The sequence below is a fragment of the Streptomyces sp. P9-2 genome, assembly GCF_051903975.1.
Taxonomy (GTDB): domain Bacteria; phylum Actinomycetota; class Actinomycetes; order Streptomycetales; family Streptomycetaceae; genus Streptomyces; species Streptomyces cellulosae.
The window spans coordinates 6911867-6933639 of sequence record NZ_CP192633.1 but is presented as its reverse complement, the minus strand read 5'-3'; the positions used below and the strand labels follow the sequence as shown (position 1 = coordinate 6933639).

The 21773-nt window shown below is 69.2% G+C and carries 24 protein-coding genes and 5 pseudogenes; 22 read left to right on the top strand and 7 right to left on the bottom strand.

Annotated elements, in window-relative coordinates:
• Positions 1-47 precede the first annotated feature (47 nt).
• The 8 genes from rpmG to ACQY0Z_RS31325 all read left to right on the top strand — a co-directional run bounded on the left by rpmG (position 48) and on the right by ACQY0Z_RS31325 (position 3879).
• Positions 48-212 carry a 50S ribosomal protein L33 gene (gene rpmG / locus ACQY0Z_RS31360; protein ID WP_019525525.1) on the top strand — a complete coding sequence of 55 codons (165 nt, stop codon included), beginning with the start codon at positions 48-50 and terminating at the stop codon, positions 210-212.
• A gap of 45 nt (positions 213-257) precedes the next feature.
• Positions 258-515, top strand: a complete 258-nt coding sequence (locus ACQY0Z_RS31355) for a type B 50S ribosomal protein L31 (protein WP_019525526.1) — start codon at positions 258-260, stop codon at positions 513-515.
• Entirely contained in the window at positions 512-1663 is a 1152-nt protein-coding gene (locus ACQY0Z_RS31350; RefSeq protein WP_028961228.1) for a GTP-binding protein, read from the top strand. Before ACQY0Z_RS31355 ends, ACQY0Z_RS31350 begins: the two co-directional genes overlap by 4 nt.
• 30 nt (positions 1664-1693) lie before the next feature.
• Positions 1694-1930 carry a 30S ribosomal protein S18 gene (gene rpsR / locus ACQY0Z_RS31345; protein WP_019525528.1) on the top strand — a complete coding sequence of 79 codons (237 nt, stop codon included), beginning with the start codon at positions 1694-1696 and terminating at the stop codon, positions 1928-1930.
• A gap of 46 nt (positions 1931-1976) precedes the next feature.
• Positions 1977-2147 (top strand): 50S ribosomal protein L32, encoded by a 171-nt coding sequence (gene rpmF, locus ACQY0Z_RS31340; protein ID WP_019525529.1) that lies wholly within the window; start codon positions 1977-1979, stop codon positions 2145-2147.
• Between the two features lie 6 nt (positions 2148-2153).
• The gene (locus ACQY0Z_RS31335; protein WP_210634931.1) at positions 2154-3329 is read left to right on the top strand and encodes a GTP-binding protein; all 1176 of its coding nucleotides are present in this window, start codon (positions 2154-2156) and stop codon (positions 3327-3329) included.
• An 86-nt stretch (positions 3330-3415) separates the two neighbouring features.
• Entirely contained in the window at positions 3416-3664 is a 249-nt protein-coding gene (locus ACQY0Z_RS31330) for a transcriptional repressor (RefSeq protein ID WP_019525531.1), read from the top strand.
• Positions 3664-3879: a hypothetical protein gene (locus ACQY0Z_RS31325; RefSeq protein ID WP_019525532.1), complete on the top strand. Its 216-nt coding sequence runs from the start codon at positions 3664-3666 to the stop codon at positions 3877-3879. The genes ACQY0Z_RS31330 and ACQY0Z_RS31325 overlap by 1 nt, the downstream gene beginning before the upstream one ends.
• A 51-nt stretch (positions 3880-3930) precedes the next feature.
• Here ACQY0Z_RS31325 and ACQY0Z_RS31320 read toward each other — a convergent pair whose 3' ends face one another.
• The 7 genes and pseudogenes from ACQY0Z_RS31320 to ACQY0Z_RS31290 all read right to left on the bottom strand — a co-directional run bounded on the left by ACQY0Z_RS31320 (position 3931) and on the right by ACQY0Z_RS31290 (position 7999).
• Positions 3931-4149 carry a DUF5131 family protein gene (locus ACQY0Z_RS31320; protein WP_439813194.1) on the bottom strand — a complete coding sequence of 73 codons (219 nt, stop codon included), beginning with the start codon at positions 4147-4149 and terminating at the stop codon, positions 3931-3933.
• Positions 4150-4210: 61 nt separating this feature from the next.
• Positions 4211-4579: pseudogene (locus ACQY0Z_RS31315) on the bottom strand (DUF5131 family protein); the annotation flags it as partial.
• Between the two features lie 534 nt (positions 4580-5113).
• Positions 5114-5507, bottom strand: a pseudogene (locus ACQY0Z_RS31310) (DUF2267 domain-containing protein).
• 56 nt (positions 5508-5563) lie between these two features.
• A complete protein-coding gene (locus ACQY0Z_RS31305) occupies positions 5564-6043 on the bottom strand; it encodes a general stress protein (protein ID WP_019525536.1) in 480 nt (159 codons plus the stop codon).
• A gap of 404 nt (positions 6044-6447) precedes the next feature.
• Positions 6448-6870 carry an Hsp20/alpha crystallin family protein gene (locus ACQY0Z_RS31300; RefSeq protein WP_136239779.1) on the bottom strand — a complete coding sequence of 141 codons (423 nt, stop codon included), beginning with the start codon at positions 6868-6870 and terminating at the stop codon, positions 6448-6450.
• A gap of 87 nt (positions 6871-6957) precedes the next feature.
• Positions 6958-7320 (bottom strand): hypothetical protein, encoded by a 363-nt coding sequence (locus ACQY0Z_RS31295; RefSeq protein WP_240318769.1) that lies wholly within the window; start codon positions 7318-7320, stop codon positions 6958-6960.
• A gap of 91 nt (positions 7321-7411) precedes the next feature.
• Positions 7412-7999, bottom strand: a complete 588-nt coding sequence (locus ACQY0Z_RS31290; protein ID WP_347224618.1) for an HdeD family acid-resistance protein — start codon at positions 7997-7999, stop codon at positions 7412-7414.
• Positions 8000-8218: 219 nt separating this feature from the next.
• Between ACQY0Z_RS31290 and ACQY0Z_RS31285 the strand changes: the two genes are divergently transcribed.
• The 14 genes and pseudogenes from ACQY0Z_RS31285 (at position 8219) to ACQY0Z_RS31220 (ending at position 21732) form a co-directional block, all read left to right on the top strand.
• Complete coding sequence (locus ACQY0Z_RS31285) at positions 8219-8644, top strand: Hsp20/alpha crystallin family protein (protein ID WP_026243930.1); 426 nt, start codon at positions 8219-8221, stop codon at positions 8642-8644.
• Positions 8645-8685: 41 nt separating this feature from the next.
• Entirely contained in the window at positions 8686-8847 is a 162-nt protein-coding gene (locus ACQY0Z_RS31280; RefSeq protein WP_019525541.1) for a hypothetical protein, read from the top strand.
• A 1026-nt stretch (positions 8848-9873) separates the two neighbouring features.
• A pseudogene (locus tag ACQY0Z_RS31275) lies at positions 9874-10358 on the top strand (hypothetical protein); the annotation flags it as partial.
• A pseudogene (locus ACQY0Z_RS31270) lies at positions 10350-10616 on the top strand (transporter associated domain-containing protein); the annotation flags it as partial. The pseudogenes ACQY0Z_RS31275 and ACQY0Z_RS31270, both read left to right, overlap by 9 nt.
• Positions 10613-11633, top strand: a pseudogene (locus tag ACQY0Z_RS31265) (hemolysin family protein). The pseudogenes ACQY0Z_RS31270 and ACQY0Z_RS31265, both read left to right, overlap by 4 nt.
• A gap of 199 nt (positions 11634-11832) precedes the next feature.
• The gene (locus ACQY0Z_RS31260) at positions 11833-13176 is read left to right on the top strand and encodes a hemolysin family protein (protein ID WP_439813193.1); all 1344 of its coding nucleotides are present in this window, start codon (positions 11833-11835) and stop codon (positions 13174-13176) included.
• Positions 13173-14192, top strand: coding sequence for a hemolysin family protein (locus ACQY0Z_RS31255; RefSeq protein WP_210634936.1), 1020 nt, complete (start codon positions 13173-13175; stop codon positions 14190-14192). Before ACQY0Z_RS31260 ends, ACQY0Z_RS31255 begins: the two co-directional genes overlap by 4 nt.
• A gap of 254 nt (positions 14193-14446) precedes the next feature.
• Positions 14447-15388 (top strand): ion transporter, encoded by a 942-nt coding sequence (locus ACQY0Z_RS31250; protein WP_381726819.1) that lies wholly within the window; start codon positions 14447-14449, stop codon positions 15386-15388.
• 1141 nt (positions 15389-16529) lie between these two features.
• Entirely contained in the window at positions 16530-17891 is a 1362-nt protein-coding gene (locus ACQY0Z_RS31245; protein WP_381726820.1) for a sensor histidine kinase, read from the top strand.
• Positions 17888-18322 (top strand): roadblock/LC7 domain-containing protein, encoded by a 435-nt coding sequence (locus ACQY0Z_RS31240; RefSeq protein WP_019525550.1) that lies wholly within the window; start codon positions 17888-17890, stop codon positions 18320-18322. Before ACQY0Z_RS31245 ends, ACQY0Z_RS31240 begins: the two co-directional genes overlap by 4 nt.
• Positions 18319-18690, top strand: a complete 372-nt coding sequence (locus ACQY0Z_RS31235) for a DUF742 domain-containing protein (protein ID WP_019525551.1) — start codon at positions 18319-18321, stop codon at positions 18688-18690. The genes ACQY0Z_RS31240 and ACQY0Z_RS31235 overlap by 4 nt, the downstream gene beginning before the upstream one ends.
• On the top strand, positions 18671-19267 hold the full coding sequence (locus ACQY0Z_RS31230) for a GTP-binding protein (RefSeq protein ID WP_019525552.1): 597 nt from the start codon (positions 18671-18673) through the stop codon (positions 19265-19267). Before ACQY0Z_RS31235 ends, ACQY0Z_RS31230 begins: the two co-directional genes overlap by 20 nt.
• Positions 19264-20502 carry a cytochrome P450 gene (locus tag ACQY0Z_RS31225; RefSeq protein ID WP_439813192.1) on the top strand — a complete coding sequence of 413 codons (1239 nt, stop codon included), beginning with the start codon at positions 19264-19266 and terminating at the stop codon, positions 20500-20502. The genes ACQY0Z_RS31230 and ACQY0Z_RS31225 overlap by 4 nt, the downstream gene beginning before the upstream one ends.
• A gap of 141 nt (positions 20503-20643) precedes the next feature.
• Positions 20644-21732 carry a polyprenyl synthetase family protein gene (locus ACQY0Z_RS31220; RefSeq protein WP_019525554.1) on the top strand — a complete coding sequence of 363 codons (1089 nt, stop codon included), beginning with the start codon at positions 20644-20646 and terminating at the stop codon, positions 21730-21732.
• Positions 21733-21773: the final 41 nt, after the last annotated feature.

Here is a 21773-nt window from a genome sequence, read left to right as displayed (position 1 = left end):
CTACACCGGCGTACCGGTAATGGAAATCATTGTCGTATGCTACCCGCATGGCTCGCAACGAACTGCGCCCGATCGTCAAGCTGCGCTCCACCGCCGGCACCGGCTACACGTACGTGACCCGTAAGAACCGCCGGAACAACCCGGATCGGCTGGTCCTCAGGAAGTTCGACCCCGTCGCCCGGCGTCATGTCGACTTCCGCGAGGAACGCTGACCGCACCGGTTCCCGCCCGCCCGCACTCCGAACCAGGGACACCCCATGAAGCCCGGAATCCACCCCGCCTACCGCCCGGTCGTCTTCCGCGACAAGGCCGGTAACTTCGCCATTCTGACCCGCTCGACGATGACCAGTGAGAAGACCATCGAGTGGGAGGACGGTCACACCTACCCGGTGGTCGACGTCGAGATCTCCTCCGCGAGTCACCCCTTCTACACCGGCACCGCCCGCGTGCTGGACACCGCCGGACGCGTCGAGCGCTTCGAGCGCCGCTACGGAAGGGACGGAGGCCGGCGATGACCCCGGAGGGACCGATGCCCGTGGTGGTCGTCGGCGGCATGCACGCCGACGCCCGCCGCGAGACGGTCGCACAGCTGCTGCGCGAGGTGCCCGGCAGCGTCGCCCTGCACCACGACCTTTCCACCGGCCAGGCCGGCGCGGTACGCCGCAGCGTCCGCGACACCACGGGCACCACGTCCTGGGGTGAGATGCCCCTGGTCAACGACTGCGCCTGCTGCGCCCTGCGCGAGGATCTCGTGCCCGAGCTGGAGCGACTGGCCGACGGCGGTCTCACCCGCCTCGCCGTCGTGGAACTGTGGGACTCCGTGGAACCCCGCGGCATGGCCGAGGTCATCGCCGCCCACGGCCAGGGCGCCTTCCGGCTCACCAACGTGCTGACCGCAGTGGATCCCGCGCTCGTCCTGCCCTGCCTGTCCGACGGCGACGACCTGGCGGAGGCCGGTCTCGCCGCGGCGCCCACGGACCAGCGCACCGTGGGCGACACCTTCGCGCGGCAACTGGAGTACGCACCGGTCCTTGCCGTGTCCGACAACCCCGAAACCGGACTGGGCGACCTCGCGCTGCTGCGGCAGTTGCACCCGGCAGCCCGCCAGGTCCGGGTCTCCTCCGGGCAGTTGGCCGCCGCCGCAGTCGCCGGTTTCGACGTGGCCGCGGCCGCTGCAGCCCAGCACCCCGCCTGCGCCCGGCTCCCGCACGACTGCGACGAGGAGGGTGTGAGCACCCTCGTCTGGCAGCGCCGGCGCCCCTTCCACGCGGGCCGCCTCTTCGAGGCCCTGGAGGACCTGTGCTGTGCCGCGGCCCGCAGCCGAGGGCGGTTCTGGCTGGCGGACCGGCCGGACACCCTGCTTGCCTGGGACGCGGCCGGGGGCGCGCTGTGCGTGGAGGATGCCGGCCCGTGGATGGCCTCCCTGCCGGACGCCGCCTGGGAGATGATGCCGGCCGAGCGCCGTACCGCGGCCGCCCTCGGCTGGCACCCCGAGCACGGCGATCGCTGCCAGCACCTCGTCTTCACCTCTCCCGACCTGGACCGCGCGGGGCTGCTCTCGCTACTGGACTCCTGCCTTCTCACGGATGACGAGCTGGCCTCCGGGCCCGGCGCCTGGCCCCGGCCCACCGGCTTCGACCACCTGCTCGACACCACCGCCTGACCCACCCCGCCGAACGACCGAGGACGTCACATGCCCCGCCCCGCCAAGGCCGCCCTGGCCCGCAAGAACCGGCCGAACCCGCTCGACGCCGCCAAGATCACGTACATCGACTACAAGGACACCGACCTGCTGCGGAAGTTCATCTCCGACCGCGGCAAGATCCGCAGCCGCCGGGTCACCCAGGTCAGCCGGCAGCAGCAGCGGCAGATCGCCACGGCCATCAAGAACGCCCGCGAGATGGCCCTGCTCCCCTACGCCAGCCGCTGACCCCCGCCTCGCCACCTCCCGGCTCCCCACTGACGAAAGGACCCCCATGGCCGTCCCCAAGCGCAAGATGTCCCGCAGCAACACCCGGCACCGTCGCGCCCAGTGGCGCGCGACCACCCCGGCGCTCGCCCCCGTCACCGTCGACGGAAGCACCTACCTGGTGCCCCAGCACCTGCGGAAGGCCTACGAGCGCGGCCTTCTCCGCCCGGAGGACTGACGGAGCATGCCGCACGACCGACTGCCCGTGACCGTCCTCTCCGGGTTCCTCGGAGCGGGCAAGACCACCCTGCTCAACCACCTGCTGTCGAACCGCGAAGGACTGCGGGTCGCCGTCATCGTGAACGACATGAGCGAGATCAACATCGACGCCGCGCTGGTGCGCGGCGGCGAGGCCGCCCTCTCGCGCACGGAGGAGCGGCTGGTCGAGATGACCAACGGATGCATCTGTTGCACGCTCCGTGACGACCTCCTCGACGAGGTGGACCGCCTCGCCAGGGAAGGACGCTTCGACTACCTGCTGATCGAGTCCAGCGGCATCTCCGAGCCCATGCCGGTCGCCGCCACCTTCTCCTTCACGCGCGACGACGGGGCGACGCTCGACGACCTCACCCAGCTGGACACCATGGTCACCGTAGTGGACGCGGCCAACTTCCTGGCCGAGCTGGGCACCGGCGACGAACTCGCCGAGCGGGGCCTCGCGCCCTTCGAGGACGACGAGCGCACCGTGAGCGACCTGCTGATCGACCAGGTCGAGTTCGCCGACGTGATCGTCCTGAACAAGCTCGACCTCGTCGACGGCGTCTCCGCCGAACGGCTGCGCGGCGTCCTCGCCCGGCTCAACCCGGGCGCGCGCCTCGTCGAGACGGTCCGCGGGCAGGTGCGCGCCTCGGACGTGCTCGGAACCGGCCTGTTCGACGTGGAACAGGCGCAGCAGGCACCCGGCTGGGTGCGGGAGCTGAACGGCGACCACGTCCCGGAGACCGAGGAGTACGGGATCTCCTCCACCCTGTTCCGCGCCGACCGGCCCTTCCACCCGGGCCGACTGTGGCACCTGATCACCGAGCGGTTCGACAGCGGTGAGTTCGGGACGGTCCTGCGCAGCAAGGGCTTCTTCACGCTGGCCGGGCGCCCCGGGGTGACCGGCCTGTGGTCCCAGGCCGGGTCCGTCGCCCGATTCGAGCCCGCCGGTATCAGCGAGGCCGGTACACCCGGGCAAAGGGCCCAGGAGCTCGTGTTCATCGGTACCGAACTGGAGCCGGCAGCTCTGCACTCGGCGCTGGAGGACTGCCTGCTGGACGGCGAGTGGAGCGGCGGTGAGGATCCCTTCCCTGTCTGGGACGTCCCCGAGGCCCACGAGGCCTGCTCGCACGAGCAGCACGAGGTGGGGCTGCCCGTCTGAAAAACCCCGGGCCGGGTGATGGTCGCAGCCACGGCATCACCCGGCCCGGTCAGCCTGGTACCGGCGTCATCCACCGGCAGGTGACCATGCGCGGCTCCGCTCTCGCGAACCAGCGCTCGACACGGCAGCGCCGCGAGCTGCTGACTCTGTTCCAGGCGGGCGAGGACTTCGCCTCCGCACGGTTCCTGCACGCGGTGGCCGAGGCCAAAGGCATCATGGTCGGCCTGACCACCGTCTACCGCACTCTCCGTCTTCTGGGGGCGGACGGCGGCGCGGACGTGTACTGCGGCCGGATCCAGACGTCGTGGCGAAGGAGGCAGAGGCAGTACCGGTAATGGCGGCCAACCTGGAGCAGTTGCTCCGCGCAGACCGGCCGGTGAAGCTTGTCGAGCACACCTTGGAGATCTTCGGCTCCTACTACGGACAGGTCACCGAGCCCGTGGCCCGCAAGGCCGTCAAGTACCCGCACAGCGAGGGCAGGACACCCAGCACCGGCATCGGCGAGAAACACACGCGCGACCTGGTCGTGCACCCGTCCGTACCGAGCTGACAGCGTCAGCCACGGCCGCCGGCACCACCGGCCGACCGCGCCCGCCTCGTCTCAGACCGCGGCCGGAACAGGCATCTGGTCCCACGTCCGGCCTTTCAGCTCACGGCCGCCGGCCTTCGGGATCCGGCCGCCCCACTGCTTGAAGATGAAGGCCACCCCGGCCTGCTGGCAGGTGTCCCGGATCCGCCACACCCAGGCCTCGTCCAGCGTCCGGTGCCCGGGCCCCGACTCGCCGCCCGCGATGACCCAGTCGATCCGGAACGGCTCCACCCTCCAGCGGCCCCAGGAGAGGCTCGCGCGACAGGAACCTCACCGTCGCCGGTACCTGACGCAAGTCGTCCACGCGCGGTAATTCCCTCGCGCTCTCCACGGACACACCCATCCACAAGTTGTCCGGCCACTCCAGCCGGTCGGCGACCTGCCGCAGACACCGGGCCCGCTTGGTGAGCACCTGGTAGGTGTGCTGCGGGATTTCGGCGATCACGTCGAAAACGCGGCGCACGTAGTCGAGCGGCACCCTCGCGTGAAACACGTCGCTCATGGAATTCACGAACACCGTCCACGGGCTCTTCCACCCGTACGGCACGGAGAACGCGTCCGGGTGCACGGTCAGGCCAAAGCCGGGCCCGGACGTGCGCGGGTCACCGTCGGCCTGGTATCTCGGCGATCCCACCGTCTTCAGCCGCTTCGCCAGCGTCAACGCGTAGCAGTTGTCGCACCCCGGGGAGACACGGTCGCAGCCTGTCGTGGGGTTTCACGTCGCCTCGGTCCACTCGATCGCACTGCGGTCACTCACCGGCCGGCCCTCCGTGCCCCTCGAACCGAGCCTCATCTGACGACGAAGCCGTGGCCCGCTGTTTGCACAGCGACCCGTCGCACCACTGGACACCGGCATCCAACCATCAGACGGCCACACCGTACTCATTACCCCAGCCATCGAACGCGCGCTCCCAGGGCATCTGGTGGCACACATGCTGAAAACCAGCCGCCTCGCCGACCGCTGCAGACCGCACCAGGCACCCCGGACGCTCGTGCCGTAGGCCGCAGTGAATTCGATGCAGCGGCCGCGTAGTGGTGACGCCGGTCCACGCGGCTGAGTAGCTTCCCTCTCTCATGCCTTCGTTCGGCTGGAAGCTGGGAAGCAGCTCAGGGGCTCGAACCATGCCCCCTGACTGTTCAGCGAGTCAACGCCGCAGCCGATGAGTAGGTTACGTGTGCCCAATGCGTCGGCATGTCAGCTTCTGAGGTCCGGTTTGCCGAACAGGACGGCGTAGCCGGAGGGCAGCTGGCTGAGGATCTGGTTCAGCTCGCCGCCGCTGACGGCTTCGGCACGTGTGGTCAGGACCGCGCTGGCGTCCCACTCGGCCGTGCGGGGCCGGGCTCCGACCCGCTCGGCGACCCTGCGATCGAACTCCTGGATCCCGAAGTCCTCGGCCTGCTGCGCCTTGACTTCGGTCAGTTGCTGTCCCAAGGGCTCCGGGAGCTGGGAGGCGAGGTCGTCGGCCTCGGCCCGGGTTGATCCGTTGAGCGAGGACCGTCAGGACGGCTTCGGTGACTGCTGCGGCTTCGTCCTGGCTCCTGTATTCGCCAAGTTCTCGTACGCGGGCGAGGAACTCATGGTGCTGCATCCTCTGTCACCTCCGGTTCATGGACGCCAGGGAAGCCATGTCCGGCGTGTGCTTGTTCAGGACTCTCGCCACGCCAGCTTGATCAGCATGTTCTTGGCTTCGTCGGCCACGTCGGGGTCGGCCACGACGTCGTAGCGGCCGGCGATGATCTGGCTGCGGGAGGTGAAATCGCGCCGCCCTCCGGTGAGGGCGTGACCGATGAAACCGAAGACGGCCCCGAAGCCGGCGCCGTAGGCGAGAGCGCTCAGCAGGAGAGCGAGGGCGCTGCTGGACCCGCGGGCGAACAGCGACAGCAGCAGGCCAATGAGCAGGCCGAACCAGGCGCCGGAGCCTGCGCCGGCCAGGGCCGCGCGACCACGGGTGAGACGGCCGAGCACCGTTTCGACCATTCTCAGGTCAGAGCCGATGATCGCGGTGCGCTCAACAGGGAAGCCGTTGTCGGACAGGAAGTCCACGGCGCGCTGGGCGCCTTCGTAGGTCGGGTAGGAGCCGACCACGGGCCGGTCGAGGTTCGGCGGAGGCAGCTGATCGGTCATATCGTCTCCCTGAGATAGGGCGGCGCCCGCGGCCACCGAGGAACCTCGGCAGCCACGGGGCAATCGCCAGGGGCGGGTGTTCGGCTTGCCACCTGCAGGCGGTTACCGGTCTTGGGCACTGTCGGACGCGGTCGCCTCGGCGGCATCGGCCGTGAGCGCTCCGTCCACCGCGTCGCCCCGGGCCGACACACCCGCCCGGTCAGCAGCAGATCGGCGATCCGCCGTGGCCGCATCCGCGTACCCCGAACGATGTGCCTCTCACAGGCCGGCGGACACACCCGCGAGTGGTAGCAGGCAGTCATACCGGTGCGTCACGCGTGAGAAGGCGGCGGTCGGATCGATGCCGGACGGCTCAGGACCCCGGGCTTCGCCGCCTGGGGTCCTCTAGTGGTGCCTGGTCGCCGTCAGCTGCTGAGTTCCTTGCGGAGCTCGCCGCCGTGGATGGCGATCCTGCGGGGCTTGGCCTGCTCGGCGACCGGGATCCGCAGCCTGAGCACGCCGGCCTCGTAGGAGGCTTCGATCTTCTCGGTGTCGAGGGTCTCGCCCAGAAAGAGCTGTCGGCTGAACGTTCCCGCGGGCCGCTCGGTGACCACCGACTCGGTGTTCTCCCCGTATGTCGGCTTGCGTACGGCCTTCACGGTCAGGACGTTGCGCTCGACATCGAGGTCGATGGACTCCGGGTTCACACCCGGCAGGTCCAGCTCCACGAAGAACGTCTCACCCTCGCGCCAGGCATCCATCGGCATGCCGGCCGGGCGCGCGGCCGTGCCCCAGACCCGTTCGACGAGCCGGTCCAGCTCGCGGAAGGGATCCGTACGCATCAGCATCTTCCATCCCTCCTTGGAGGTCGTTTCCTCACTCCGTTCACCCAAAATCTTATATATCGCGCCGCCAGAAAGTTGACACATGCACACTCACGTTTTTGCGCCCTGTCGAATCCTGGCGGCGTCGGCTTCCGGATCGGCGGTGGACAGGGCCAGGCGCGTGTAGGGGGCTTGGCGGCCGGAGGTCGACACCACAAGCGCCGGGCCCCGCGCGCGCAGGGCGATGAAGTCCCGGCCGCGGGTGTGCTTGATCTCGCCCACGCACCAGCGGCCCGGGCGGAAGCGGTACCCCGGGTCCGGCCGGGGACGTACCGCACGCCACCAGTTCGGCTCCACGCGCACCTCGTCCACGAACCTCAGCGGCAGCCGCACGGTGCGCCGCCGGGCCGCGAGCGCCCACCGCCAGGGGAGGCGCACCGTCAGTTCGCCGTTGTCGATGTGCAGTCGCGTCACGATGCTCACCTGTCTTCCAGCGCAGGGCCGGGTGCACGACGGGCCGGCGGCCTGCGGTGCACCCAGGCCGGGGCGGACAAGGGTCCGGCTGTCAGTGGGCCGTGCGTGTGTCGGACGCCGGCCGCCACCACGACCGGGAGTCGTGACCGGCGCGCGAGCGGTACTCACGCCACGCCGCGGCCAGCCAGATGCCGCCCGCGACCAGCGCATACAGGCCCAGGACCACGGCTATGGCGACCGCACCGGCATCGGGACGCAGCCACAGCAGCACACCCGCCACCACCGACACGGCGGCTGAGATACGCCACAGCCACGCATGCTGCAGCTCATGCCGCATCCGGGTGGCCGCCCACAGCTCCAGGCATCCTGTGACGATCGCCCAGGCGCCCGCCATGACCACCAGCGCCAGCGCCGTCAGTCCTGGCCACAGAGCCGTTACCGCGGCGGCCACCACACTCAGCACACCGGCGCCCGCACAGGCGACAGCGGGCCACCGCTCGCGCCGGTTGCGCCACGCCGTCGTCAGGAGCATGGCGCCATCGACCAGCGCGTACGTGCCGAACACCAGAGCCAGGGCCAGCACCGTCACTTGCGGCCAGATAAGCGTCACCACCCCGAAGGCGACCGCAGCCGCACCACGGGCCCCCAGCAGCCAGACAGTTCTCCTGCTCTGCGTCACCAACAGCCCTCCTTCCGCTGTCCGCGCCGACCGGCCGGCCACGCAGAACCCGGCCACGTCGGCGCAACCGAACGCTTACTGCACGTGTACAAAATTGAGTCGAGCACTGTCAACTTCACCAAGCGTCTACTTGTCAAGGAACCTGCGGTCAGCTATATAGATGAGCGCAAATCCCGGTAACCCACGGGCAGCAGCCAACAAGTGAAGGGAGAAGAAGGGATGCTTGCGCGTAGCGGCGCTCTGGGGGATATCGACCGCCTCGTGCACCAGGTGGCGCGCGCCGCCGCCGGACCGGCCACGGCCGCCATCGCGGTGGACGCCTGGCGGGATGACGAAGCGCTCTACCTGCAGTTCGACCTGCCGGGCATGGACCGCTCCAGCATCGAACTGACCACCGAACGCGGCGCGCTCACCCTCAGTGCCGAACGCCCCTCGCCCATCCCGGCCGGCGCCCGGGCCGTGCTCACCGAACGTCCCACGGGACGCTTCACCCGGCGCCTGACCCTCTCCGACGCCCTGGACACCACAGCCGCTCACGCGACCTACGACAACGGCGTCCTCACCCTGCGCATCCCGCTGGCCGCACACGCCAAGCCCCGCAAGATCGCCATTTCCGGCGGCACGCCCAAGCAGCTCACCGCCTGAAACGAGCCATCCATCCCGCCTGCACTGAAGGAGGTTGAACCATGGACGCCCTGCTGTGGCTGCTCATACCGATGACCGCCGGCCTTGCCGCCAGCATCTGGGCCTGGGGCGTCGAACGCCGCAACCCCAGCCCGCCCGACCATGACACCTTCGAAGACCTCGACCACTACCAGCGGATGCGGACCGTCCTCGGCAACCACTGAACCCGCTAATCAGCCTTTGCGAGCTTTGAGGCGACTGCATCCGGTGATGGTCTCGGGTCGCCTCCGCCCATGTCGTCACCAGCAGCGGAGGGTCGGCCCTTCGAGACAGCCGGCCTTCCTGCTCCTGGTGTTGACGGAGTCGGTACACGGGCGGGGCAGCGCAGGGGCGGGCGGAGGTCCCGAAACCCCACCAGACCCTCGCGGGGGCCACCCGAGACGGGCACGGTCGGGTTCTCCCAGGGACGGCGCAGATCGGCGGCGGGCTTTCGGCCGAGCTCAGCTGGGCGTGGACGGCGGTCACAAGCCAGGGCCACCGGTCCGCCGCCTCAGGGCTCCGTAGCTCCTTGCCGACGGCGGCCGCAGCCTGGCCCACCTCGCCCGCCCCTCCGGCGACTTCCCCGCCGCGTACGGCCACCACCCATACCCCTCGGCCGGGCCGACCGCCAGCACCGCGTCGACGCCTTCCACCACGCCGTCTTCCGTGAGCAGGACGAGGTCCGTGCCGGTCATCGACCGCCTGCGCGAACTCGGCCGAGCCGGCGACACCTCGTCCAGACCCGCCGGGGCCACGTCGGCACCGGTGGGTGATCCGGCTTCGGGCTCAGGGCGTCAGGTCGAGGACGCGGACCGGCTCGCCGACCCACCGGTCGGGAGCGGTGGTGGCGACCGTAACCGCATCCCTCGCCACGGGGGGGGATCTGGCACCTGCCGCTTGAAGCCAGCCGGGACGACATGCAGACCGTGCTCGGCTTCATAGCGCCGACCCCCGCAACGTGAGTGTCGTCAACGCCTCCCGCATCGACAACGTCCTCGCCCGCCGATCCGGAGACCCTGCCGCGTCGGCGGCCTCCCGGCACTGGGCCCATCCCTGAGAGTTCTCCCGGACTCCGCAATCGGGTGGGTAAGAGGCCGTTCTCTTTCCGAACCTCACGTGTGATTTCTGCTGGTCAGGCATGAGACCGCGGTTGTCGCGGGAGTCTCGCTCCGCTGCTGGCCGAGATGTCGTGGGGGTGGCGGGTGCCGTCGATGCGGGCGGTTCTGGAAACGCGGCGGAAGGCCGCGGAGGTGCGGGTGGAGGAACTCGAAGCCGAACTGGCGCGGATTCAGGCGGCTCTGGCGGAGACAGAAGAGGTACTCCGGCGCCGGGTGATCGGCCTGGAGCAGTATCTGGAGGCGCTGGCCGAGGCGGACGCGCCCGCCGTGGTGACCGACGGAGCCTCACAGAAAAGGCCGGACCGCGCCGGGCGGTGCCCCATCGCCAGGACGCAGCCAGCATCGAGGTGCTGTCGTTGGACTACCAGGCGTTGATGGCCGCAGCCCTGGAAGCGGGAGCCGATGGGCTGGGGGCCCGGCGGGCGGCAGTGGTGCTGGGGAGGGACAGCGCGTCCGCCTCCCGGGTCGAAGGCGCGAGAGCCGGGCTGAAGCGGCTGGTGGAACGAGGCTGGCTGGCGGAGGAGAAACCAGGCAGGTTCATCCTGCCCGCGGCGGCCGCTCGCAGGACGGGGGACGGGCGCGCGGTGTGGGAGGCAGACGGCTCGGTCCGCCTCGACGAGCTCGCCGCAATCGGGCTGAAAGCGCCCGAGGGCCCGTACGAGACGGTGGTCGGCCTGGTCGCCACGCGCCTGGCGCGCATCCCGGCCAAGGGCGACGAGCTCGACCTGGGCGGCTGGCGGCTTCATGTCCTCGACGTCGAACACCACCGTGCCGAGCACGTCCGCATCACCGAACCGGTCCGGGTGCCAACCCAGGCGGGGGAGGAATCCCGATGATCGCGTTGCAGCTCGCCATCGGTGCTCCGACCCTGCTGACCAACGCGTTCTTCGTGGGCGGGGAGTTCGCCCTGATCTCCGTGCGCCGCAGCCAGATCGAGCCGCGGGCGCAGGAGGGCAGCAAACGGGCCCGGATGACCCTGTGGGGCACCTGGAGCACCTCTCGGCGATGACGGCCACCGCCCAGCTCCGCAACACCGTCTCCTCGCTGGTGCTCGGCGCGGTCGCCGAGCCGGCCATCGCGCACCTGCGGGAGCCGGGCTTCGAGACGGGCCGCATCCCGGACGCCCTCATCCACCCGGTCGCGTTCGTCATCGCGCTGAGCGTGGCGCCGTATCTGCACATGCTGATCGGCGAGATGGTCCCGAAGAACATCGCGCAGGCCGCGCCGGTGGCGACCGCGCTGCTGCTCGGTCGCCGCTGGTGGCCCTCACCCGGGCGCTCAGGCCGGTGATCTTGGGTATCAACGCCTTCGCCAACGCGCTGCTGAAGCTACTCGAGGTGGAGCCGAAGGACGAGGTGGAGGCAGTCTTCACCGACAACCAGTTCGCTCGCATGGTCGTCAACTCCAGCGTGGCCGGCCTGCTCTCGCCCGCGGACGGCGAGCGCCTGCGCGATGCTCTGGAGCTGGGCACGAGGCCGGCGGGCGAGATCCCGGTCCCCGCGCGGCAGATGCGCACGGTCCCTCACACCGTCACCCCGGCCGGCCGAGTTGGAGCGGATCGCGGTCGAGGCGGGCTACTCCCGCTTCCCCGTCACCGGCCCGAACGGCACCCTGCTGGGCTACCTGCACATCAAGAAAGCCCTCGGCATCACCGAAAGGAACCAGCCGTTTCCGCGCAACGCGATGCATCCGGTCACCGGGGTCGTATCGACCTGGACAACACTCTCACCGCCCTGCGTGCCGACGGCAGCCACCTGGCCGCGGTGACCGGCGGGAAGGGCGCCGTCCTCGGCTTCGTGACCACGGAGGACGTGCTGTCCGAACTGGTCGGCCCGGCCCGACCCGCTGCCTGACCGCCGACGCCACCCGTCTGGTTTGCGCGGAAACAATAAGAAACGCATACTCCGTCACCATCGTTTGCCTCCCGCACATCGACTCAAGGAGCAGGCCCGTGTCCGCCACACCGACGGACTCCCCGGGGCGCAGTCCCCGGCCATCCCCTCGGATTTCAAGTGATTGTCTCGATCGTGGTACGCGGCGGGGTGGTGTTCGATGAGTTACGCGAATGCCGTACTCGGCCTGCTGGCCGTCTTCGTCCTCACCGCAGGTACTGGCTACTTCGTGGCCCAGGAGTTCGCGTACGTCTCCGCCGACCGGCTCGCCCTCACCCGCGAAGCCGAGGCCGGGGACAAGAAGGCGGCCCGCGCCCTGAAGGTGCTGGAGCGGCTGTCGTTCATGCTGTCCGGCGCCCAGCTGGGCATCACCGTGACCGGCCTGGTCGTCGGTTTCATTGCCGAGCCATCCGTGTCCGCGCTGACAAGACCCGTTCTGACCGGCATCGGCATTCCCGAGGGCGCCGTCTCCGGTGTCTCTGTCGTGCTCGCCTTCGTACTGGCCACCATCGTGCAGATGGTGCTGGGCGAACTGGCGCCGAAGAACCTCGCGATTGCTGTGCCGGAGCGGCTGGCGAAGTCCCTGGCCGCCTCCACGCTGGCCTATCTGAAGGTCGTCGGCCCGGCGGTGCGTGTCTTCGACGGCGCGGCGAACCGGCTGCTACGCAAGGTCGGCATCGAGCCCGTCGAGGAACTGCACCACGGCGCCACCCTGGAGGAACTCGGCCATCTGGTCGGCGAGTCCCACGAGCAGGGCGAGCTGCCCAAGGACACCGCCGACCTGATCGACCACGCCCTGGAGTTCTCTGAGCGGACCCTCGGTGAGGTGATGGTGCCGCGCGTGGACGCCGTCTTCGTCCGCAAGGACGCCACGGCAACCGAAGCGGTCGGGCTGATCGGCAAGCACGGCCACTCCGCCTACCCCGTGCTGGGCGATCACCCGGACGATGTCGCCGCCGTCCTGGGCGTGCGCGAGCTGATGCGGCTGCCCGCCGACCACCTCGCCACCGCCACCGCGGGCGCGCTCGCCCGCAGGCCGCTTTTGCTGCCGGACACGCTGCCGCTGCCGGACGCCGTGAGGCAAATGCGCGAGCTGGACGACGAGTTCGCCGTGGTCCTGGACGAACACGGCGGGGTGGCGGGCATCGTCACCTATGAGGACATCGCCGAGGAACTCGTCGGTGACATCGCCGACGAGAGCGACACCGTCACCGACCTGGCCGTCCCCGACGGCACGGGCTGGCTGGTGGACGCCGGACGCCGCCTCGACGAGATCGCCGACGCCACCGGCATCGACCTTCCCCAGGAGGAGGACTACGACACCGTGGCCGGCCTGGTCATCGACCGTCTCGGCCGCTTCCCGGCCATCGGCGACCGGCTGACCGTCAGCCTGCCCGACGGCGGCCGTGCGGTGATCGACGTAACCGCCCTCGATCGGCACGTACCGGAGCGGGTCCACCTCGAACGACTGCCTGCGCGTGAGCGCGAGGAGGAGCAGGCATGAGTTTCCCGATGGCGCTCTTCGCCACCGTCCTGCTGCTGATCGGCAGCGCCTTCTTCGTCGCCGCGGAGTTCGCCCTGGTTGCCGCCAAGCGGCACCGGATGGAGAAGGCCGCAGCCGCCGGTCAGCGCGGCGCCAAGGCGGCGCTGGCCGGGATGCGCGAGCTGTCGCTGATGCTGGCCGGAGCCCAGCTCGGCATCACCGTGTGCACGCTGGGCCTGGGCTCGGTCTCCAAGCCCGCGATCTCCCACGAACTCGACCCGCTGCTGCACACCCTGGGCCTGCCCAGCGCGCTCAGCTACGGCGTGGCGTTCGCCGTCGCGATGATCGTCGTGGTGTTCCTGCACATGGTGGTCGGCGAGATGGCACCCAAGTCCTGGGCCATCGCCCACCCCGAACGCTCCGCGATGCTCCTCTCCCCGCTCTTCCGTGCCGCGGTGAAGTCGGTACGGCCGCTGATCGGGGTGCTGAACCGGGTCAGCAACGCCCTGGTCCGGCTGTGCCGGGTCAGCCCGCGCGACGAGCTGACCTCGGTCCACAACCGCGAACAACTGACCCACCTGGTCGAGGAGTCGCAGCGGCTCGGCCTGATCAGCGCATCTGACTCCGAGCTGATCACCCGCTCACTGACCGAGCCCCAGACCCCGGTGAGCGACCTCATGGTCCCGGCCGCCGAGATCACCTCGATCGACGGCGACACAGGCATCGACGACATCCTGCGCACCGCCGCCCACCACGACCGCACCCGGCTACTGGTCCGCGACGGCAGCACGGTCCTCGGCTCCCTCCACGCCCGCGACGCGCTGGTCGCCCGCGCTCGGGGCCGTACCGTCAGCGCCCGCGCCCTGGCCCGCCCCGTGCCCGAGCTGACCGCGGACGCCACCGTGGCGGACGCCATCGATCTGCTCCGCCGACACCGCGCCTCACTCGCACTCGTCCGCGACGACACCGGCCGCCTCACCGGCCTGGTCAGCCTGGACGACCTGCTCGCCCGCTACCTCCAGCCCCAGACGGCCTGACCTCCCGGGCGAAGAACGCTGCGAGAGGGCCGGCAGCATGCCCGCCCCCTCGCAGCGTCTGCCGGGCGGTGACGGATCAGGCATCGGGTGCTCGGGGGTGTGAGCGGCGGAGTCCCGCGCCGAGCCGCCCCCTGCGCGCCGCGGGCATCTACAGTGCTGTAGAAGTCTCTCCTGGAGCGTAATCGCTCAACAGGCCCGTCTTCCGCCCGGTTGGCCGGGAATGCCGTGCTGCGCGAAGGAACAGGTACAGCCAGATGACCGACCACCACGACCCTACGGCCAAGGTGTGGCGGCCCTCCCGCCGGAGGCTGGCGGCACGTGCCCGCGCCCTCACGCAGGCGCGATGGTTCGCCCTCACCGTGCTCTGCCTGATCCTCGCCAACGCGGCACTGCTGGGAGCGGAGACCTACAGCGGAGTCGCCGAGGGCTGGTACAAGTGGTTACGCCTCGCCGAACACCTCTGCCTGGCCGCTTTCACGGTCGAGATACTCTTGCGAGCCTGCGCGCACGCCGACCGCCCCCGAGACTTCTTCCGCGACCCGTGGAACCTGTTCGACCTGGCCGTCGTGGTCTCGGCATTCCTGCCCGTCGTCCGCGAGAACGGCACCGTTCTGCGGCTGCTGCGCCTGGCGCGCGTCCTGCGCACCGCGCGCTTCCTGCCCCAACTGCGCACCTTCATGATCGCGGTCGGCCGCAGCCTCCCCGGCACCTTCAGCTTCCTGATCGTCGGCGCTCTGCTGCTGTACGTCTACGCGATGGTCGGCTGGGTCTTCTTCGCCGACCACGACCCCGGGCACTTCGGCTCCCTCGGCCGCGCCGTGCTCACCCTCTTCCTCCTCATGACCCTCGACGGACTCGGCGACGCTGTCCACGCCGGCCTGGAAATCTCCCGCTGGAGCATCCTCTACTACGCCTCCTACGTCCTGCTCGCTTCCTTCGTCCTCGTCAACGTCCTCATCGGCGTCGTCATCAGCTCCCTGGACGAGGCCCGCGAACTGGAGCGAGTGCAGGACGAGACGCGCACGCCGGCCGAGCCGCCCCCTGCCACGACGTTGGACGAGGCCCGTGAACTGCGCGAGCGCATCACAACCGCGCGGCAAGCCCTCGACGACCTTGAAGCGAGCCTGCAGCGCTTGCCTGCACGCCAACCTCGCGAAGCGGAAGGGACTGTGCCATCGCCCTCCGGGTACACCTGATGGCTACCGGACTCTGCGCAGAACAGCAGCAATGGTCGCTGGTTGCGTGCCGATGACGGGTCCTGGACCGGCTCCGGCTCAGCACCGGACTCGGAGACCTGGTCTGCCGCCACCCGGCCGAACACCCGCCGTGGAAGAGCCCCCGGCCGCGGCGCGTCCTCTGCCCGACGACGCCCCGGCCGGGACCGTGCTGCACATCGTCGGCGTTCACCTCCACCTGGAGGGCGGCGGCAAGGTCCTGCTGGGGCTGCGGCACCCGGACTCGGCGTACGCGGGCGGATGGTGGCACGCCCTCGCCGGACACCTGGAGGCGGAGGCGGCGGCCGCCGGTCTTGCCAGCGACGCGTTCGAGAAGGCCGGGCTGGTCATCGATCCGGCCGACCTTGAGCTCGTCCACACGGTGCACACGGTGGACCGGCCCGGGGCCCCGCCGAGAATCCAGCTCTTCTTCCGCCCCCCGCCACTGGTAAGGCACCCCCCGAGGAACACGAACCCGACCGGTGCCCCGCCTGAAGGACCTGCCGGAGCCGGTCGTCCCCCACACCCGTGTCGCGATCGAAGGGCAGCCGGGCCAGCCGCTCCTACAGCGAGCTGGGATGGGAGCGCTGAGCAGCCTCGCGGCGGTCGGCGCCGCCTACGCCGTCCCTTACACGCGGCGCGCGGGGCCGCCTGCTGCAGGGCGTCTGGCCCGCTGCCTGACCGTCATGCCCGTTGCGCCCGTGCCCTGCTGTCACCGCGTCAGTGTCGGAGAGCTTCTGCGGGTCTTCAACGGCGATGTCCGTCGACAGTTGCGCGCCCTGCTCAGGGCAGCGTTGTGGACGCTGCGTGAACACGGCACCAGCTGATCATTATATGAGTACTATTTCGCATCAGCTGACCTTTGCCGTCCGGAGCGTAATGTCCTCCATCCCGTTAATCCCATTTCACCTGGTGTGTCCGCTTACCGTCCTTCGGTGCGAGCTCGCCACGAACAGGTGTCTTGAGGGCATGGTGCTTGGGGAAGCTGGCCGCCTCACACGACGGCCGGACGGACGTGCCTTTACCTTGCCCGCAGCGCCAAGTCTGCCTGTCGAGCCTGGACATCTCTTCGTTGTTCGATGTCGTCAGGCAGTTGGCTCCTACTCTCCAAGGACTCCTGTCCGTGACCTCGAATCCCGAAGCCGCTGTTGCGGTGTTGGGCGCGACAACCGTCGTGGGCGCCGTGGCCGTGGCGGCTCTGGCCAGATCCCGCGCGGTCCTGTCACGTCGCTATGCGGCACTGAGCCGGCAAAACGACGAGCAGAACCAGGCATTGGCGGCCCTCCAGGCCCGTGAGAAGGCGCAGTTAGAGGAACTGCGCCACCTTGTGAACAGCCGACTTCCGGCTGCGGCTCTCCACCTGATCAGTGATCACCATCCCGTTCCTGGCGCTCTGCTGAACGACGGCAGCGATTACGCGGCCCAGATTCAGGCCGTACACGACTTGTTCGTGGAGACATTGGTCAGTGAACGAGGCCGTATCGACTCCGCTGCTCGGGCTGCGCTCCGTGGAGCCTGCACAGCCATTCAGGCGCAGAGCTTCCGGCTGCAGACGCTCATCGACGAGCTGCAGCGCGACTGCCGTGACCCGGAGGTCCTCAAGGAGTACTTCCGCATCGACCAGCTCAACGAGCAGGTTCTCCGTCTCGTGCAGAAGGCGGCCATCGTGAGTGGTTCGTGGCCTGGGTTGGTCCGGCCGGACACCCACCTCCCGGACGTCGTCGCGGGGGCCACGTCGCGTCTGCATGGATTCGAGCGGATCCAGGTCCACACGAAACTGCCGTCCGGCGGAGTGGGCATTGTCGGGCGGGCCGCCGAACCGGTGGCGGTGGCCTGTGCCGAGCTGATGGCGAACGCCCTGGAGTCCTCGCGTGGCGATCTGGCGGTCGAGGTCACCCTGCTGCAGACGGACAACGGCAGTGTGTGCATCCAGATCGACGATGCGGGCAAAGGCATGACACGCGAGGCAGTCGCGCGCGGTGCGCGGCTGGTGTCGGGCGAGAATGCCGCCAACCTGCTGATCACTGAGCTGGGCGACCCACCGGCTCTGGGTTTTGCGGCCATCGGACAGCTGGTCGCCGACCACGGCTTCCACGTGTCGGTGGACCAGGTCTCGCCCTATGGCGGGGTTCGTGCCGTACTGGCCATTCCGAAGCACCTGCTGACCACGATCGATGAGACGGCGGAGCCGCCGTCGGCGATGGCGGCCATGCCGGTCCCCGCCCCCCGCACGCCGGTTCCTCCCGTCGCCGCAGTACCGGCAGAGCCCGCGGAGGGATTGCGTGATGTCAGTGCGCCGTCTCCGAGAGACGCCAGTGCGCTGCCCCAGCGTCGCCGCCGGAGCGGGTCCTCACGTAGCCGCTCATTGACCCGTGCGGCTCGACCGGTGGACCCGGAGGAGGCCGGTACCGCGTGGGGTGACTTCGAGCAGGCAGTTGCCGCCGGACGTGACGACACCGATTCCGAGAACAAGGACAAGTCTTGAGCCAGTCAACTCTCAGCCAGCAGATCCCTGACCCGTCCTGGGTCCTGGAACCGATCACCGAGATCGGCGTGCGGCATGCGCTGATTCTTTCCGCCGACGGCATTGTGGTGGGGGCCTCGGGCAGCCTCGGCCGGGACGAGTCCGAAGGCATGGCAGCGATGGTGTCAGCTCTGCACGGTGCCGCACGGGCGGCGGCCGTTGTATCGCTCGAAGCCCCGGAGGAAACCCCGATCTCCACCGTCACAGTCCAGCTCGACGGCTGCGGAACACTCATGGTCATGCCCGCCGGCGGAGCCAACGCGTTCATCGCCGCTTCCTTCGGCACCGAGGTGCCGATGAACATCGTCGCGCACACCCTGGCACGTCAGGCGAAGAACCTCGGTGAGGCGCTGATGTCGGTACCGACGCGCTCTCAGGGCCCGGCATCATGAGCCCGGGCCCGGCGCGACGACTGGTCCCCAGCTACCTGGCGACCGGAGGCGTCAGCGCACCCGAACACAGCGCGCTCGAGGAACTGACCGCGTTAACGGGCACCGGCCGGTCCGCGCTGCCTCATCACACGCCCGCTCATCAGCGGCTTCTCGACCTGGTCAGTGACGGCGGACTGACGGTGATGGAGATCGCGGGCTATCTGCGTCTTCCGGTCGGCGTGGTGAAGATGCTCGCCGCACAGCTGGTGTCGGACGGCCACCTGCGCGCTGCCGCACCGCTTCCTGACGCCCTTGCTCCCCGCACGAATGCCGGACGGCCCAGCAGGGCCCTCCTCGAGGAGGTTATGCATGGGCTCCTCGCCCTCTAGCACACCGGTCTACCTGCCGAATACCAACCAGCAACGGGTGAAGATCCTGGTGGCCGGGCCCTTCGGTATCGGCAAGACCACAATGATCCAGACGCTCTCGGAGATTCCGAGCCTCCACACCGAGGAGGTGATGACGGACGCGGCAGCCGACATCGACGAGCTCTCGGTGACGGACAAGAAAACCACCACGGTGGCCATCGACTTCGGCCGTCTCACGATCTCCCAAGGGCGCATCGTCCTGTACTTGTTCGGCACGCCCGGCCAGCGGCGCTTCAAGCCCCTCTGGAGCGACTACGCCCGTGGCGCCCTGGGCGCGCTGGTCATCGTCGACACCCGGAGGCTGGCCGACTCCTTCGAGGTCATGGACCTCATAGAAGAGAGCGGCCTGGACTACGCCGTCGCCGTGAACCAGTTCCCCGACTCCCCCGCCTACGACGCGGAGACGCTCCGCCTCAAGCTCGACATAGAGGATCACACGCCCTTGGTCATATGCGACGCACGCGACTGGGACTCAAGCCTCAACGCACTGCGGGCGCTGGCCGCCCATCTCGTATCGCGTTCCGGAGGCAGCCGGTGACCGCCGCCCCCGAGGCCGTTCCGCTGTACGGACCGGAACACGCTGCCGACCCCCAGCGCAGCTACGAACTACTGCGAGCGCAGGGCCCGGTGGGCCGTGCCGAGATTGATCCCGGACTCGTTGTATGGGTGATCACCGACTACCGGGCCGCCCTCGACCTGCTCCAGGACTCCGACAACTGGACCAAGGACATCCGCGGCTGGGACACGACTGTGCCGGCGAACAGCCCGGTCAAGGAGCCCCTGCAGTGGCGTCCCAGTCTGTTCTTCGCAGACGGCGAGGAGCACGCACATCTGCGGAAGGTCATCACCGACAGTTTCGCCCTGCTCGACCCCCAGCACCTGCGCGAGGTGACCCGGCGCCACGCCGACACCCTCCTCGACGAATTCGCCCACACCGGACGGGCCGACCTGGTCGCCCAGTACGCCCGCAGGCTGCCGCTCATGGTCCTGAACACCCTGTTCGGCATGCCGGACGAGGGCGCGGACCACCTCATGTCGGCAATCGAGGCGCTGATGAGCACCGTCCCTCAAGCAAAGGAGGCAGGAGAGCAGGCCCTCACGGCCTACCTGGGTGGCCTCTTCGCCATGAAGAGTGCCCGGCGCGGCCGCGACCTCACCTCCTACTTCATCGACCACCCGCACGGACTCAGCCCGGAGGAGGTGATCAACCAAGTACTCATCACTCAGGGCGCCGCATACGGCACGCTGGCCGGCCTGATCGCCAACACCCTCGCGCGAACCCTCTCCGACCAGCGGTACCGGGGCACCCTCACCACCGGGAGTCTGCCCATCCGGCACGCCATCGACGAGGTACTCTGGGAAGACCCTCCCCTGGCCATGTACAGCCTCCACCGAGCCCGGCGCCCCCTCACCTTCCACGGACGCGCCATCGAGACAGGAGACCCTGTCATGGTCTCCTACGCTGCGGTCAACACCTGCCCCCACGCCAATCAGGTGCCCGACGAACAGCGCTCCGACCACAAGGCGCACCTGGCCTTCGCTGCCGGACCACACGCGTGCCCCGCGGAGAACATCGTGCTTGTGGTCGCGGTCGCGGCCATCGAGCGGTTGATGGGCAGACTGCCGGACATCGAACTCACCGTGCCGGCCGCCACACTGACCTACCAGCCGGGCCCCATCTACCGCGTGCTCACCGCACTCCCCTGCCGTTTCACTCCGCAGGCACCGGATTCCCGGAGGACAACGACGGGTAGCGTCTTCGTGTCCGCCTGATCCGCATCACCAACACCAACACCAACAGCTGGCCCAACGACCGCCCCCGGGATGTACACCCCGGGGGCCGCGTTCTGCCTGCCCGCAAGGAAAAGGGCGACTCTGCATGGAGTTCACACTTCACGGAAGGTACGCCAATCGATGCCCGGGACTGTACGGAGCACCACCGATATCCCGACGCCTATTTCCGTTCGTGACGAGGTAGACGCGGTCCTTGCCGACTTCGTCGACGAGCAGGAGCAGTCAGCGCTCGGGCCGGAAACCGCACCCCTTTTCACCACCGTCCGCCGGCTGCTGTTCTCCCACGGCAAGCGGCTGCGCCCGTTGCTGTGTGTGGCGGGATGGCAGGCCGGAGGAGCACCCGGAGATTCCCGCACCGTCCTCCGCGTCGCCGCCGCTCTGGAGCTGGTCCAGACGTTCGCCCTGATCCACGACGACGTCATGGACGACAGCGACTTCCGTCGTGGACACCCATCGGCCCACCGCGCGCTGTCCGCCGTGTACGTGACAGCCGGTGGGCAATGCGGCAGGGCCGAGGCACACGGCCGGAGTGCCGCCATTCTCCTCGGTGACCTCCTGCTCGTGTGGTCGGACATGATGCTGGCCGACGCGGGACTGGAAGCCCGTGCGCGAAGCCGAGTCCTGCCACTGGTGGACAGCATGCGCACCGAGCTGGTCTACGGGCAGTATCTTGACCTGCTGTCCACTGGCCGGATCTCCGGAGACGTCAGTGCCGCGCTGCGGGTCGCCCGGTACAAGACAGCGAAGTACACCGTGGAGCGGCCCCTGCACCTGGGGATCTCTGTCGCAGACGGCGGTCCGCAACTACTGCAGTTGTGCACCGACTTTGCCATTCCCTTGGGAGAAGCGTTTCAGCTGCGCGACGACCTGCTTGGTCTCTTCGGTGATCCGGCACAGACCGGCAAGCCGGTCGGAGACGACTTCCGCGAGGGCAAGGCCACCGTGCTCCTCGCTCTCGCGTTCCGGGACGCCCCCAGGGCCGACCGGCGACTACTCCAAGCCCTCTTCGGCAGACCGGACCTGAAGGCTGAGGACATCGACCAGGTCCGCACCATCCTGGAGACGACCGGCGCCCGGCACCGAGTCGAAAAGATGATCGCATCCCGGCGTGACACCGCTCTCGCCACTCTCGAAACAGCTGACCTGCCGCAGAACGTCACCGAAACGCTGAGCCAGCTCGTATGGATGGCTACGGAAAGGAACACATGAACTCCATACACCGCCGGACAACACGAACTCGGGCCGACCGC

Excerpts from the sequence above, each read along its gene's own strand:
- rpsR (WP_019525528.1), top strand. The coding sequence starts at position 1,694 with ATGCCCCGCCCCGCCAAGGCCGCCCTGGCCCGCAAGAACCGGCCGAAC.
- ACQY0Z_RS31350 (WP_028961228.1), top strand. The coding sequence starts at position 512 with ATGACCCCGGAGGGACCGATGCCCGTGGTGGTCGTCGGCGGCATGCAC.
- ACQY0Z_RS31300 (WP_136239779.1), bottom strand. The coding sequence starts at position 6,870 with ATGCTGATGCGTACGGATCCCTTCCGCGAGCTGGACCGGCTCGTCGAA.
- ACQY0Z_RS31335 (WP_210634931.1), top strand. The coding sequence starts at position 2,154 with ATGCCGCACGACCGACTGCCCGTGACCGTCCTCTCCGGGTTCCTCGGA.
- ACQY0Z_RS31325 (WP_019525532.1), top strand. The coding sequence starts at position 3,664 with ATGGCGGCCAACCTGGAGCAGTTGCTCCGCGCAGACCGGCCGGTGAAG.
- ACQY0Z_RS31330 (WP_019525531.1), top strand. The coding sequence starts at position 3,416 with ATGCGCGGCTCCGCTCTCGCGAACCAGCGCTCGACACGGCAGCGCCGC.
- ACQY0Z_RS31355 (WP_019525526.1), top strand. The coding sequence starts at position 258 with ATGAAGCCCGGAATCCACCCCGCCTACCGCCCGGTCGTCTTCCGCGAC.
- ACQY0Z_RS31220 (WP_019525554.1), top strand. The coding sequence starts at position 20,644 with ATGCCCGGGACTGTACGGAGCACCACCGATATCCCGACGCCTATTTCC.
- ACQY0Z_RS31250 (WP_381726819.1), top strand. The coding sequence starts at position 14,447 with ATGACCGACCACCACGACCCTACGGCCAAGGTGTGGCGGCCCTCCCGC.
- ACQY0Z_RS31255 (WP_210634936.1), top strand. The coding sequence starts at position 13,173 with ATGAGTTTCCCGATGGCGCTCTTCGCCACCGTCCTGCTGCTGATCGGC.
- ACQY0Z_RS31235 (WP_019525551.1), top strand. The coding sequence starts at position 18,319 with ATGAGCCCGGGCCCGGCGCGACGACTGGTCCCCAGCTACCTGGCGACC.
- ACQY0Z_RS31260 (WP_439813193.1), top strand. The coding sequence starts at position 11,833 with ATGAGTTACGCGAATGCCGTACTCGGCCTGCTGGCCGTCTTCGTCCTC.
- rpmG (WP_019525525.1), top strand. The coding sequence starts at position 48 with ATGGCTCGCAACGAACTGCGCCCGATCGTCAAGCTGCGCTCCACCGCC.
- ACQY0Z_RS31230 (WP_019525552.1), top strand. The coding sequence starts at position 18,671 with ATGGGCTCCTCGCCCTCTAGCACACCGGTCTACCTGCCGAATACCAAC.
- ACQY0Z_RS31305 (WP_019525536.1), bottom strand. The coding sequence starts at position 6,043 with ATGACCGATCAGCTGCCTCCGCCGAACCTCGACCGGCCCGTGGTCGGC.
- rpmF (WP_019525529.1), top strand. The coding sequence starts at position 1,977 with ATGGCCGTCCCCAAGCGCAAGATGTCCCGCAGCAACACCCGGCACCGT.
- ACQY0Z_RS31285 (WP_026243930.1), top strand. The coding sequence starts at position 8,219 with ATGCTTGCGCGTAGCGGCGCTCTGGGGGATATCGACCGCCTCGTGCAC.
- ACQY0Z_RS31280 (WP_019525541.1), top strand. The coding sequence starts at position 8,686 with ATGGACGCCCTGCTGTGGCTGCTCATACCGATGACCGCCGGCCTTGCC.